The following is a 12,470-nucleotide window of genomic DNA, read 5'->3' on the forward strand; positions in this document are numbered from 1 at the left end:
TGGGCTCTGCCTCCTGGGCTATCCTCAGTGCACGCTCAATACCCAGGGAGGCGGCGATGCCCCGTCCGGTCGTTGACTTGTCATGCTTTCCCAGGGTCGCGCTGGGCCATTGGCCGACGCCGTTGGAGGCGTGCCATCGCCTGACCGAGGAGATCGGTGGGCCGCGGATTCTGGTCAAGCGAGATGACATCAACGGACTGGGCGTCGGCGGGAACAAGCTGCGAAAGCTCGAGTTCCTTCTCGGTGCCGCCGTTGCCGGCGGTGCTGACACGATCATCACGTTCGGCGGCCTGCAGAGCAACCACGGCCGACAGACCGCGGCGGCCTGTGCCCGGCTCGGCCTTCGCTGCGAACTGGTCCTCACCAAGCAGGTGACCCACATCGCCGGATCCTCCGCCCCGGCCGCGCCACGGTCCGACGAGGCGTACGAACGATCGGGAAACGTCGCGCTCGATCTTCTCTACGGCGCCCGAGTCCACGTCTGCGAACGCGATGAAGAAGCGATCACCACTCACCGACAGATCGTCGCTGAGGCAGCGAAAGAAGACCGGCGTGTCGTCACCCTTCCGGTGGGCGGATCCAACCCTCTCGGGGTGCTCGGCTACCTGACCGCCGCCGCAGAGCTCAAGGAGCAGAACGAAGGCGTCGACCGGATAGTCCTCCCGATCGGGAGCGCGGGCACCGCCGCCGGCCTGGCGATCGGCGCGGCCCTGCTGGACTGGCCGGTGAGGATCGACGCCGCTTCGGTGTCCGAGTCGGCGGCAGACGCGTCAGCCGCCGTCCACAAGCTCGTCGGTGAGGCGGCGACGATGCTGGGCGTCCCGACGCCAGCACTGACACGCGTCCACGTGACTGAAAGAGCTCTGGGCTTCGGTTACGGACTGCCGTCGCCGGCGGTATGGGAAGCCATTCGCCTGTTCGGGCGCACGGAGGGCATCACCCTCGATCCCGTCTACACGGGCAAGGCTGCGGCAGCGCTCATCGACGCGGCGCGCTCGGGCGACATCGCCGCGACAGAGACGGTGGTGTTCCTGCACACCGGAGGGCTTCCCGGCCTTTTCGGCTATGCACCCGAGTTGATCAAGGAAGCCGAGGGCTGATCGATCCGTTGATGACCGGTGAGAGGAAACCAAATGGGCAACTGCCGGTGTGCGGTGGCGGTCCTTCCCGAGCCTGAGTTGCCGCGTATCACGACCAAGCAGGGAGCACCGCGGGAAGTCACGTTCGGTGCGCGACGAGTCGGTGGTCACCGCGGTTCCCCTGCGTCGGGCCAGGCGATGCAGACCGTGGCGTGGCGGCGGGTGACGAGCAGGTGGGGTCGGTCTGGTACGGGCGAATGTGTGCCGGTGGGGTGCACGGTGATCTTCGGGCCGGGGCCGTGCCGGTGTTCGCGGTCCCAGACGGTGATGAGGTCGAGCATGTCGGCGGTGAGGGTGTGGGCAGCGGGTCCGAAGCCGTGGGCGCCGAACTGCCAGGTGGTGTCGTCGAGCCTCCGTACGGCGAGGTAGGCGAAGCTGTCGGCGATGAGCAGGGTCGGGCAGACAAACCGGTCTTGAGGGTCGAGCAGGCCGACGGTGCGCTCGCGGTCTACGGCGAGAACGCCGAAGGGGCGGGACTGACTGGCTAACCACAGGTGCAGTGACTCGAACGCGGAGCCTTCCTGCATCGTGATGGTGGCCGGCGACCAGGCTTCCAGCCGTACTGAGCGCAGCGCCGAGGCCAGTGCGTCCGGATTCACCTCGGTGGTGGTGTCGTCCAGGAACAAGACGACGTCGTCGCCGCGTAGCGCCAGACGGCGGGTGGGAGTGCACCCGTCGCCCCGCATCGGCACGAACCCGCACTGCAGCGCCGTGGTGGCGCGAAGGTGATCCTCGTGGCGTCGCAGGGTGAGGCAGCGGGTCATGTTGCGGATCCGCAGCGGCACGATGAGAACACCGGCCGGGGCGAGTTGAGCGAGCCAGGCCGGCGGAAGGTCTGCTGCCTCGACGGTGACGATGATCGCGTCGTACGGGGCCCTGGGCTGGTATCCGTACTCGCCGTCGCCGTGCACCACCGTCACCTGCCGGTAGCCGGCACGGTCGAGGCCGGTACGTGCGCGGTCGACGACGTCGGCGTCGATGTCGACAGTGACGACGGTCCCGTCCGGGCCGACGACCTCGGCGATCAGCGCCGCGTTGTAGCCGCCGGAGCCGATCTCGAGGACCCTGGCGCCGGGCCGCAGGGCAGCCTGCTCCAGCATGTGGGCCTGCAGCCAGGGCGCCGACACCGAGCTGGTGGCTCTCCCGCCCGGATCGCGCTCGGTGATCACGACATCGTCGGCGTACGCCGCTGCGAGGGCGACGGTGGCCGGCACGAACAGATGCCGCGGCACGGTGCGGAACGCCGCGCGCGCCGCCGGCGTCCGGATCCATCCCGTCTCCGACAGGTGCGTCGCCAGGGCGGCGCGCAGTTGCTCCGGCGACGTGCTCGCGACAGCAGAATCCATGAAAGCTCCTTCTCGCCTTCTGACGGTTCATCGTTCAGCAGGACGCCCGCAGGTCCCAGCCGGGAAGGTCGACGCCCTGGTGGGGGACGAGGGCGGTGGTGAAGGCGTCGACAGCGGGACGGCCGGCGCGTTCCCATCGATCGAGCCAGCCCCGCAGGACGCTCAGCGACGGTGAGTCGGGGCTGTCGGCGACGAGGGTGGCGTCGGTCATGATCACGGCGGCCGAGGTGGCGGTGGTGTGGCCGAGACCGCGGATCTGGTTGCGCAGGGATGTGAAGCTCAGGTGCGGGTCGCCGAGAGCGGCCGCGAATGTGTGCCACGACCGCCAGTCCAACGGTTGCCGCCTGTAGATTTCGGTGTGTCCGGGGCGCAACAGTTGGTCCAGCGCTGACCGGGCGCCGGTGCGTTGGGCGTCATCGTCGGCGCGCCAGCCGATGGCGATCCAGGACGGATCCGGCTGGTTGTCGCACCAGTCGACCCAGCGGCCGGGGACGGTCAGGGCGTCGTCGACCGCCGTGGTGGTGCTCTGGGCGTAGCCGCCGTCGGTGACAGCCTCGACGCGGGGCTGCCCGGCCTCGACGGTGATGGTGGCGATCAGCGTGGTGGACGGCAGTCGCGCGATCGGCAGGCAGGCGACGATCCGCCCACCGTCGACAACCTGCTCTGTCCACGTTCGTGGAAGCCGTGGGGGCGCGCACCAGGCCACGGCACGGTGGTAGGGCTCCCTGGCCGGGTAGCCGGCGAGGCCGTCGGCGACGTGGCAGTCGACACCGGTGACGCCGCGTTCGGCGTGGATCGCCGTAGCGCGGCGGACGAGATCATCGCTGATGTCGATGCTGGTGACCCGTCCGCGCGGCCCGCAGAGCTCGGCGAGAATGGCGCCGCTGTAGCCGGAGCCGGTCCCGATCTCCAACACGCGGTCGCCCGCACGTACCTGCAAGGCGGCCAGTTCACGACGGATGGACTCCGGCTGGGATCGGTGCACGGTCTCCCCGTACCGCTCGTGGTGGGTGTAGACCGCGACTGGCACGGCGTCGAAGGCGTCATCGAGATCGGTCACGGCTCCTTGTCACCGGTCGGGCCGCCGTGAGGCGGCTGTACAGAGGCGGGTACGGGCTGTGCCGCGCGCACCGGTATCGAGCGCGGCGGCATCGGCCGGCCGCTCGACCGTGCTGACACTCACACCGATCTGCTCGGACTGATAATGCGCGAAGTACTGCCGGGCGTCGGGGAGCCACGCCGGCGGATGCAGGTAGCGGAATCGGGACAATGCGGCTGCGATGCAGTCGACGTCGGTTCGTCGGGCGACCAGGATGTCGATGTCACCTGCGGAAAGTTCGACGCCCTGTAACAGGGCGGCGCTGATGCCGACCAACCGGTAGTGCAGTCCTGTGGCGTCCGGATCGAGCTGGTCGAGAGGATCTCCGGCAGCTCTGCCTTGTCTCGTAGTGGTCGTAGCTGGCTTTCGTCCATGGTGGGACAGTGCCTCAGCGGTCCGACAGCGACACCGAACGACACTGGCGCCTCCGAATGCGGGAATCACGTAGGGACCGCTGACGAAGTTCCGCCAGCGACTTCATCGAGATCGGCGACTGGCCTTGATCGCTTCGCCGGCATGCCATACAAACCATGAATGAACCTCCGACGGTGCCTGCTCGCCGCTGCGCTTGCGTTCCCCATCCTCGCCGTCGCCCCCGCTGCGCCGGTGGTGGCCGTGCCGGGGGCGGGAAGCGCCGTGTCGGCCCCCGACCTGACCGACGACACGACCGTGACGTCGACGTTCCCGGCGTACACGCGGTTCAACGTGCCGGCGGAGGACGGCAGCCGCGACCGGGTCATCGAGGACGAGATCGTGGCGCTGGCCGACGGGGTGCCGGCCGGCTCCTACATTCGCGGCGCGATGTACAGCTGGACCTCCCCGGTGGTGGCCGACGCCCTGGCCCGGGCCGCGGCCCGGGGCGTGGTGGTGCGGGTCGTGGTGGATCGGGAGGGCGAGGGCGGAGTCAACCTCGACTCGGCCAATGCGGCGATCAGGAAACTGCGCGTCGCCAACCTCGACAACCTGGTCTTCTGCGGCGCCTCGTCGGCCTCGGTCGCCGGATCGAGTGCCTGCATCGCCAACCAGTCGAACTCGATCAACCACAACAAGTTCTTCACTTTCTCCACTTCGGGCACGATGAAGCGGGTCGTGCTGATCACCTCGCAGAACCTGACGTTCTCGCAGAACAACCTGTTCAACAACGCGTTGGTCGTGCACGAGGACTACGACCTGTACGACCACTTCACGCGCTACTTCAACCTGATGCGCGCCGAGGACAAGGACAACGACTTCTTCGCCGCCCCGGACGGCTACTACAAGTCGCCGAACACGGGGGTGACCGTCTACCACTCGCCCCGATCCAGCGGCGACACGGTGAAGAACGTGCTCAGCTACGTCACCAGGTACGAGAGCGGATGCGTGGTGGAGGTGGCGCAGGCAGCGTTCACGAATCCGCGTACGGCGGTCGCGAGCGAACTGCTGCGCATCGCCAAGCTCGGCTGTCAGGTCCGTGTCGTCTTCGGCGAGATGGGCGACCGGGTGTACGGCATTCTGCGCGGATCATCGAACGTCCAGATGAAGAAGTACTGGGACGCGGAGGCCAGCAACTACGACGGCCGGGTCGTCACCGTGCACTCGAAGTACCTGGTGGTGAAGGGCAACTACAACGGCACCGGCGGACGGAACATCGTCTTCACCGGATCACACAATCTGACCGGGCCGTCCCTGCTCGCCCACGACGAGACCTTCGTCAAGATCGAACACCCGACCATCTCGGCGAACTACCGGGCCAACTTCGCCACCCTGTGGAGCCGGGCGAAGTGCGTCAACCCGGACAACGGCACCTGCGCGTACTGACACTCGAACGTCACCTGACCCCGGCGTGGGGCGTGGCGCGGGTGTGCGGACGGCCACCGCATGATCATCGATAATTGGTGAGGACATCCGAAGATCGTGCGGTGGCCGTGGGCCACAGGGTTGACGCGGAGCGGGCCGACAGCGCATCCGTTCGTCACCCGCACGCGCCTGGCTGTGCTACGACGAGAGCCGTGCCCCGCTGAGCCGACAGATCCTCAGCCGGTCAGTCGTGGGCCAACCCGAGGCCCGCCGTCTCCTGTCTCCGCCACCACGACCGTCGACGACGAGCCCGGCCACGCAGCGCGCAGCCGGGCTCGTCGATCTACTCAGGGCGGAAGTAGCTATCGCCGCATGACGGGCCACCTCCGGTGGGTCCATGCGCGCAACGCCCATTCGAAGGGGCCGTACCGGAACCGTCGAATCCACCACGCGCTGGCCGCCATCTGCACCGCGAAGATCGTCAGTGCGATCAGCAGCGTCTGCGCCGGCGAGGTGCGGCCGGCCAGGCCCAGCCCGACGCCGGTGAAGACGAGCAGGCACATGAGCGACTGGCCCAGATAGTTTGTCAGCGCCATGCGTCCGGCAGGCGCCAAGGCGTCCGCGACGCGCGGTCGCCGTGCGAACAGGCGCAGCAGGGTCGCGGCGTAGGCCGCCGCGAGGAACGGCGCGGTGACGGCGCTGACCATCAGTCCGGTCATGCTCGCTGATCCGCCGCCGATCGCGAACACGGCGGCGCCCGCGAGACCGACCGGATAGCCGACCCGCTCGCATCGGCGCAGCATGTACTCGTGGTTGTGCGCGGCGGCGAGCATCCGGCGCTTGCCGGCGGCGAGACCGACCAGGAACGCGGCGAAGGCCAGCGGCCCTTGTACCGCCAGCGCGCCGAGCATTGCCGGCAACGAGCGCAGGTGCTCCAGGACGACGTCACCGAACCCGCCGCGCAGGGCCTCCGTCGAACGCGCACCGGCGGCGATCGCGGCGGCCTCGTCCGGGACCACCGTGGCGCCGAGGACCGCGGCCAGACCGATCACGGTCGCGATCACGCCCACGATGACCGCCGCTGCGAGCAGGGCGGCGCGCGGTTCGATCCGCCGAACGGCGAGCAGCACGAGCCCGAGCAACGCGTACGTGGTGAGGATGTCGCCGTGGTACAGCAGTACCGCGTGCAGCGCCCCGAGCACGAACAGCCCGGACAGCCGGCGCAGGAACGACCAGCCGAAGGCCACCCCACGCCGGGCCGCCGAGTCGAGTTGCAGGGTGAAGCTGTAGCCGAACAGGAATGAGAACAGCAGGTACGCCTTCATCGCGAACAGCAGTTCCGCCGCGCCTGCGACCAGCCGGTCGACCGTGCCGTGCGCCGGATGGTCGACCAGGTGGAACTCGTATCCGGAGCTGAAGTACCACACGTTGGCCAGCAGGATGAGCAGCAGCGCACTTCCGCGCAACGCGTCCACGACGTTGATCCGGTCGTCGCCGTCGTTCTGAGCGGCCATGTCCAGGGCAGGGCCCCGCCGATCAGGTCGGAGCGCGCTCATGGCATCGATCCTCGGGAGACCACGGTGTGGGCGTCCGAGGCGGCGACCGGTCCGTGGGTCACCATGACCAGGGCGCGGCCGTGCCGGTCGACGACCGAGCGCAGGAGGGTGGGCACGCGGCTCTTGATGGCGGCGTCCCGGTGGCGGTCAGCTCGGTGCCGTCGACGAACACCCGCCCGGCGGCGGGCCGTTCCGGGCCGGCCGCGCACCGCGGCAGGGATGCTCGTGCCCGAGCCCGAGCCCGAGGGACCTATGACCGCCGTGAGACTACCCGGGGCGAAGCCGATGGTGACGCCGCCGAGTGCGGTCACCGGGCCATCGTAGGTTCTGAGAAGCGACTCCAGACGAATGACGTTTGTCATGCTGTACAGCGTACGAGTGCACTATCCATCCGCGATAGTAGTGCTGTCCACCGTATTCGTCCTCGGGGTATCGTCACCGCACTAGTGCACGGGAGGCTGCTGTGGAGGAACCGCCATACCGCCGGATCGCCGCCGATCTCGCAGACCGGATCGCGTCGGGCGAGTTCGCGCCCGGGACGAGGATCCCGTCGACCCGGCAGCTCATGGCCGAGTACGGGGTGGCGATGGCGACCGCGACGAAGGTCCTGGCAACTCTGCGCGAGCGAGGCCTTGTCGAGCCCGTGCGGGGCGTCGGCACCGTGGTCGCCGCGGCCGGTGTGGGTAGAGCACCCAGCCCGGACCGTGAGCAGGTGGTCGCCACAGCGGTGGCCACCGCCGACGCCGAAGGGCTGCACGGCCTGTCGATGCGCCGGCTCGCCGGCCAGCTCGGCATCCCGACGATGGCGATCTACCGGTACGTGGCCGACCGCGATGAGCTGGTGATGTCCATGATTGACAGGGTCATGGCCGACAACCCGCCCCCGGACCTGACCCCGGAGCGCGACGGCTGGCGGGCCTGCCTCGAGGCCATCGCCCGGCTGCACTGGGCGATGTACCGTCGGCACACCTGGCTGGCCCAGGCGGTCTCCTTCACCCGGCCGCTGCCGGCCCCGCACGCGATGGCCCACACCGAATGGATGTTGCGGGCCCTGGACGGGTGCGGGCTCGACCTGGACGCACAGTTCACGGCGGCGGTGACGGTGGCCAACTACGTGCGCGGCACGGCGGTGAACCGTGCCGAGGAGGCGCAGGCCGAGCAGGACAGCGGCCTGACCGACGCCCAGTGGTTGGAGGCCCAGGAAGGGCGGATCGTCGCAGTCCTGGCCGACGGACGGCTCCCGCTGATGGCCCGCTTCATCGCCGCCGACGACGGGACCTGGAATCTGGACATGCTCTTCGAGTTCGGCCTCCAGCGCCTCCTCGACGGCCTCGCCCCGCTCCTGCGATGACGCACTCCGCTCGCGCTGTCCACCATGGCCCGTCGGACGAGAGGGCTCGTGGAGCCCTCCATATGCATCCGTACTCATGTCCGTCGAGCGTCCGGACGGACGGCAGCCACACCGTCCGCACGCCGAACTCGGTGATCGCTGGGCACTGCTCGGCCCACGTGCCTCGGCTGCCGGGGCGGAGCTGCTGGCCGTCGCTCGCACGACTCTCGGTGAACGCGTCGCGATGCTGCACCCGGCCGACGAAGGCGCTGGGGAGGTGACGATGCTCGTCGGCCCGGACGACACCTCGTCCGCGGTTGGTCACGGTCGTGCGTACCGTGCCCGTCGACGACCAGCCGGGCGTACCCCGGCTGGTCCAGGCCCCGTCAGATCCGCTCGGCGGCGGTGGCGGCGGCCCGCTCGACCCGAGCCCGCAGGGCCCGCTGAAGCAGCACCGGGTAGACGTGCAGCAACACGGTGAGGACCGCGAGCCACCCCGCCGCGCCGCGGGCCCCCAACAGCAGGGCGGCGCCGGCCAGGCCCAGCCCGAGGAAGGCGAGCATCTGGTGGGCGAACTCGGAGCGCCGGGTGTCGCGCGCCAGCGCCGCGAGACCCGAGCGGCCGCCGTCGAAGGAGCGCTGGTCGCGGACGACCCGTTCCCAGCCCAGCCGGCGCAGCAGGCGCGCGTACCACCAGACACCGAGCCGTCGGTAGAGCGCAGGCTCCCAGGGGCGGACCCGCCAGTGACCGCCCGACAGCGCGGGCTGCGCCTGCCGGATCCACCCGGTGATCCAGGCCATCGACGCGAAGTGGACGACCCAGGCGAACGCGAACCCGTAGCCGAAGAGGGCCCCGGCGGCCGCGCCGGCACCGATCACGGCCACCGCTCCGAGCAACAGCAGCAGCGTCGCCCGACGGTTGCGGGGTTTCACCCCGGCGAGCCTACCGTTCAGCTCCATTCGGGCGGCGCCGAGGCGTAGGCCGGCGGCAGGTGCGGCCAGCTCAGCGGGCGGCCGTCGAGTTGACCCGGCGGGCTGATCGCGCTCCACCCGTTTCCGAGAGCCGTCCGGTAGGCGTCGGCCCTGCGCTTCTGGTCGTCGTCGGCGCGGTGCCCGGCCGCCGTGCTGCCCTGATCGAGCAGCCACTGTGCCGTCCTGGCGAGGGATACGGAGACATGGGTGGCGTCGCCGGTGCGGGCGCGTCGGCGCAGTGCGGCCAGTGCGCCAGCGGCGACGAGATAGCCGGTGGCGTGGTCGAGCAGTTGGCAGGGCAGCGCCCCGGGTCTGCCGCCGTCCGTGCTCGTGGCCCAGCCGATGCCGGTGGCGACCTGCACCAGGCTGTCGAAACCGCGCCGGGTGCCCCAGGCCCCCTCCGTTCCCCAGGCCGACAGCGTGACGACGATGGTGCCGGGGTGCTTGTCGGCGACCTGGTCGGGCTCCAGACCGAGCCGGCGCAGCGCCCCGGGCCGGTAGCCGGTGACGAGGACGTCGGCCTGGTCGAGAAGGCGGTGCAGAGCCTGCCGGTCGCTCTCCGTGCGGGCATCCAGGCTCGTGCTCGCCTTGCCGATCACTCCCTCGACGGCGTGCAGCGGCAACTCCGGGCGATGCGGATCGTCGACCCGCAGCACGTCGGCGCCGAGCGCGCCGAGCATGCGGGTGCCGACGGGGCCGGCGATGACCCGTGTCAGGTCGAGCACCTTCACCCCCGACGCGGGAAGCCGGCCCGGTGCGGACAGCGGCAGGGACCCGCGACCGAGCGGCGCCATGCCCACGAGCGGGGCCGTTCCGGTCGCGGCGGGCTGGCCGTCTGCCCGCCACTGGGCTTGCGTACGCGCCGCCACGGCCAGCCCGCCCGCGGCGTACACGATGCGCTCGACCTCCACCGCCGGGCGCGCGGAGATGGCGTCGGCCAACTGCCCCTGGACGTCGGCATCACGGCCGTCGGGCACACCGAGGGCCGCCAGCAGTGCCGCCCGATGCCACGGGTAGTTCCCGTGTGTGCGCACCCAACCGTCGGCGGCTTGCCACAGGCGCGACAGCGGAGCGAAGCCGTCGATGCCCCGCCCGTCCGCGTCGCGAAGCCAGACCTCGCTGCGCATCGCCGCCGCCACGTGTTCGGTGTCGAGCGCGATGTCGGGCCGGCGACCGGTGCGCACGAACGCCAGCTCGGCGGCAGCCGCGAGACAGGCCGCCACGGACCCGATCGCGCATTCGGCGACCGCGAGCGGCGACGCCAGCACCGCCGGCTGCGGATCTCCGACCAGCCGGGGCCCGGCGACGTCCCCCAGCCCGAGGTCCGCCAGCACGCCGTCCAACAGAGTCAGCATGCACACATCCTCCCCGCCTCCGCCGACCCGCATCGACCCGCCCGGCGGACAGGTCCGAGAGGTACGGGTCAGGCTGCCGAAGCCGTCGGAGCATCGCGGCCGGCCCACCCTCGCAGGTACGGTGCGGAGGCGATGACCGGCATCACCAACGTCCCCCTGCTCTTCCTCGACGTCGACGGGCCGCTGATCCCGTTCCGCGCCCGACCGGCCGGTCGGGCGCGCTTCCGGGGCGGTGGCGTCGCGCGGGTGCGGGACAGGGCCGGCAACCCCCTGCTCGATCGCCTCGACCCGGACGACGGGCGGAGGCTGTCGGCGCTGGGCTGCCAGTTGGTCTGGGCGACGACCTGGATGGCGGAGGCGAACGAGGTCGTCTCGCCACGGCTCGGGCTTCCGGACCTGCCGGTCGTCGGCTGGCCGGACGACGACGAGGATTCGGGGCCCGGCCTGCACTGGAAGACCAGGTTCCTCACCGGGTGGGCGGCCGGCCGTCCCTTCGCCTGGCTCGACGACGAGGTGACCGACGCCGACCGGCGATGGGTGGCGGCGCACCACCCGGCGCCGGCGCTGCTGCACCGTGTCGACCCGTACGTGGGCCTGACCGAAGCGGATCTCTCAGCCGTCCGTCGATGGCTCGGGCGGATCGCCGACACCGCGTGAAGATCCGCCCGGTCGACCGGGTCCCGCGTGGTCGCGGCCCGTGCCGGTCAGCCCGGCCGTCGCCCGGTCACGACTGCGCTGGGTCACCCGACGTTGGCGGCCGGCTATCGCTTCTTGATGAGGCGGACGCTGCCCCGCGGGGTGTTCTCGTCGTTGGCGAGGGCGTAGCCGGCGCGTTCGTACCGCTTGATGTTGCCGGTGCTGCCCTCGCCGGTGAACAGCTCGTAGTGCGTGGTCTCCTGGGGGGCCTGCTGCTCGACGTGGGAGAGGAGCCAGCCGCCGATGCCCTGCCCGGCCTGGTCGGGGGCCACCATGAGGCGGCCGATCAGCCACGCGCCCTCGTGCAACCGGGCCCGGACCGCCGCCACGAGACGCCCGTGCCGGCGTACGCACCACACCTGCCAGGTCGACAGCGACTCGCGCAGCTCGTCGAGGGTCTCCCGCAGCGGCGGCAGGTCGAGGGTGTCGTTGGCGATCGCCTCCTGCACCCAGCAGCACCGCTGGAGCACGAGCAGCTCGGCGAGGTCGTCAGGCTGGGCTGCGGCCAGCTTGAGTCCGTCGACCGGCCCGGTCGTGACGGCGGCCTCGCCCTCGGGTGCGGTGCGCAGGGGCCGCATCGCGGTGGCCACCCGGGTCAGCTCGAGCAGCATGCCGCGGGCCGTGTCGTCGAGCCTGGTGGAGCGCAACACCTGCCCGTCCTGGACGCTGTCGGCGAGGCGCAGGGCGACGGTGGCGCCGATGGGCATCATCTTCAGGGTGGTGACGACCTGCTTGGCCATCTGCACCGAGCGGGTGCCGGCCGAGGTGTTGCCGTAGCTGACGAACGCCACCGGCTTCCACGCCCACTCGTGGTAGAGGAAGTCGAAGGCGTTCTTCAGCACCGCCGGCATGCCGAAGTTGTATTCGGGGGTCACCACGACGAAGGCGTCGGCTGCGGCGACCCGTCGGCTCCACGCCCGGGTGTGCTCGTGTGCGTAGACGCCGCTGGAGGGGTGCTCGGGCTCGTCGAGCAGCGGCAGCCCGATGTCGGCCAGGTCCGCGACGTCGAGGGTGACCCCGCTTGCCGCGGCTGCCGGGAGGGCTGCCTGGACGAACCAGTCGGCGATTGCCGGCCCCAGCCGGCCGGGGCGGGTGCTTCCGACGATGACCAGCACGTTCAGCGGCGCGTTCGATGCGTTCGATGACATGTCACATACCTTAGGCGAGGCTTCTGTGACGTGTCAACGAGGGGTAGAGTGATC

General features: G+C 70.6%; 12 protein-coding genes. 4 read left to right on the forward strand and 8 right to left on the reverse strand.

Annotated elements, in window-relative coordinates; translation table 11 throughout:
* Positions 1–56 precede the first annotated feature (56 nt).
* Positions 57–1,100 (forward strand): pyridoxal-phosphate dependent enzyme, encoded by a 1,044-nt coding sequence (locus GA0070606_RS27235; protein WP_091105910.1) that lies wholly within the window; start codon positions 57–59, stop codon positions 1,098–1,100.
* A gap of 146 nt (positions 1,101–1,246) precedes the next feature.
* On the opposite strand, the gene fxlM is transcribed toward GA0070606_RS27235, so the two are convergent.
* The 3 genes from fxlM to GA0070606_RS27250 are packed head-to-tail and all read right to left on the reverse strand — an operon-like array spanning position 1,247 to position 3,860.
* Positions 1,247–2,485 carry a methyltransferase, FxLD system gene (fxlM, locus tag GA0070606_RS27240; RefSeq protein WP_091105914.1) on the reverse strand — a complete coding sequence of 413 codons (1,239 nt, stop codon included), beginning with the start codon at positions 2,483–2,485 and terminating at the stop codon, positions 1,247–1,249.
* A gap of 34 nt (positions 2,486–2,519) precedes the next feature.
* Positions 2,520–3,545 (reverse strand): protein-L-isoaspartate O-methyltransferase family protein, encoded by a 1,026-nt coding sequence (locus GA0070606_RS27245; RefSeq protein WP_091105916.1) that lies wholly within the window; start codon positions 3,543–3,545, stop codon positions 2,520–2,522.
* A 9-nt stretch (positions 3,546–3,554) separates the two neighbouring features.
* Positions 3,555–3,860 (reverse strand): hypothetical protein, encoded by a 306-nt coding sequence (locus GA0070606_RS27250; RefSeq protein WP_091105919.1) that lies wholly within the window; start codon positions 3,858–3,860, stop codon positions 3,555–3,557.
* 258 nt (positions 3,861–4,118) lie between these two features.
* Here GA0070606_RS27250 and GA0070606_RS27255 point away from each other — a divergent pair, with 258 nt between their 5' ends.
* Positions 4,119–5,381, forward strand: a complete 1,263-nt coding sequence (locus tag GA0070606_RS27255; RefSeq protein ID WP_091105922.1) for a phospholipase D-like domain-containing protein — start codon at positions 4,119–4,121, stop codon at positions 5,379–5,381.
* A gap of 341 nt (positions 5,382–5,722) precedes the next feature.
* Here GA0070606_RS27255 and GA0070606_RS27260 read toward each other — a convergent pair whose 3' ends face one another.
* Entirely contained in the window at positions 5,723–6,916 is a 1,194-nt protein-coding gene (locus tag GA0070606_RS27260) for a DUF418 domain-containing protein (RefSeq protein WP_245724825.1), read from the reverse strand.
* A complete protein-coding gene (locus tag GA0070606_RS32220; RefSeq protein WP_141721856.1) occupies positions 6,913–7,278 on the reverse strand; it encodes a hypothetical protein in 366 nt (121 codons plus the stop codon). The genes GA0070606_RS27260 and GA0070606_RS32220 overlap by 4 nt, the downstream gene beginning before the upstream one ends.
* 101 nt (positions 7,279–7,379) lie before the next feature.
* Between GA0070606_RS32220 and GA0070606_RS27265 the strand changes: the two genes are divergently transcribed.
* Complete coding sequence (locus GA0070606_RS27265; RefSeq protein WP_091105926.1) at positions 7,380–8,267, forward strand: TetR/AcrR family transcriptional regulator C-terminal domain-containing protein; 888 nt, start codon at positions 7,380–7,382, stop codon at positions 8,265–8,267.
* A 365-nt stretch (positions 8,268–8,632) separates the two neighbouring features.
* On the opposite strand, the gene GA0070606_RS27270 is transcribed toward GA0070606_RS27265, so the two are convergent.
* Together GA0070606_RS27270 and GA0070606_RS27275 are read right to left on the reverse strand one after the other, a co-directional pair.
* Entirely contained in the window at positions 8,633–9,178 is a 546-nt protein-coding gene (locus GA0070606_RS27270) for a glycosyl-4,4'-diaponeurosporenoate acyltransferase CrtO family protein (protein WP_091105929.1), read from the reverse strand.
* Between the two features lie 17 nt (positions 9,179–9,195).
* Positions 9,196–10,572 carry a CoA transferase gene (locus GA0070606_RS27275; RefSeq protein WP_091105931.1) on the reverse strand — a complete coding sequence of 459 codons (1,377 nt, stop codon included), beginning with the start codon at positions 10,570–10,572 and terminating at the stop codon, positions 9,196–9,198.
* A gap of 132 nt (positions 10,573–10,704) precedes the next feature.
* Between GA0070606_RS27275 and GA0070606_RS27280 the strand changes: the two genes are divergently transcribed.
* A complete protein-coding gene (locus tag GA0070606_RS27280; RefSeq protein ID WP_091105934.1) occupies positions 10,705–11,229 on the forward strand; it encodes an HAD domain-containing protein in 525 nt (174 codons plus the stop codon).
* Positions 11,230–11,333: 104 nt separating this feature from the next.
* Here GA0070606_RS27280 and GA0070606_RS27285 read toward each other — a convergent pair whose 3' ends face one another.
* The gene (locus tag GA0070606_RS27285; protein ID WP_091105937.1) at positions 11,334–12,416 is read right to left on the reverse strand and encodes a bifunctional NAD(P)H-dependent oxidoreductase/GNAT family N-acetyltransferase; all 1,083 of its coding nucleotides are present in this window, start codon (positions 12,414–12,416) and stop codon (positions 11,334–11,336) included.
* Positions 12,417–12,470 lie beyond the last annotated feature (54 nt).

Origin of the sequence: Micromonospora citrea (genome assembly GCF_900090315.1) — a bacterium.
Classification (GTDB): domain Bacteria; phylum Actinomycetota; class Actinomycetes; order Mycobacteriales; family Micromonosporaceae; genus Micromonospora; species Micromonospora citrea.

Coding starts and splice junctions, on each gene's coding strand:
- GA0070606_RS27255 (WP_091105922.1), top strand. CDS start 4,119: ATGAACCTCCGACGGTGCCTGCTCGCCGCTGCGCTTGCGTTCCCCATC.
- GA0070606_RS27260 (WP_245724825.1), bottom strand. CDS start 6,916: ATGAGCGCGCTCCGACCTGATCGGCGGGGCCCTGCCCTGGACATGGCC.
- GA0070606_RS27285 (WP_091105937.1), bottom strand. CDS start 12,416: ATGTCATCGAACGCATCGAACGCGCCGCTGAACGTGCTGGTCATCGTC.
- GA0070606_RS27280 (WP_091105934.1), top strand. CDS start 10,705: ATGACCGGCATCACCAACGTCCCCCTGCTCTTCCTCGACGTCGACGGG.
- GA0070606_RS27235 (WP_091105910.1), top strand. CDS start 57: ATGCCCCGTCCGGTCGTTGACTTGTCATGCTTTCCCAGGGTCGCGCTG.
- fxlM (WP_091105914.1), bottom strand. CDS start 2,485: ATGGATTCTGCTGTCGCGAGCACGTCGCCGGAGCAACTGCGCGCCGCC.
- GA0070606_RS27275 (WP_091105931.1), bottom strand. CDS start 10,572: ATGCTGACTCTGTTGGACGGCGTGCTGGCGGACCTCGGGCTGGGGGAC.
- GA0070606_RS32220 (WP_141721856.1), bottom strand. CDS start 7,278: ATGACAAACGTCATTCGTCTGGAGTCGCTTCTCAGAACCTACGATGGC.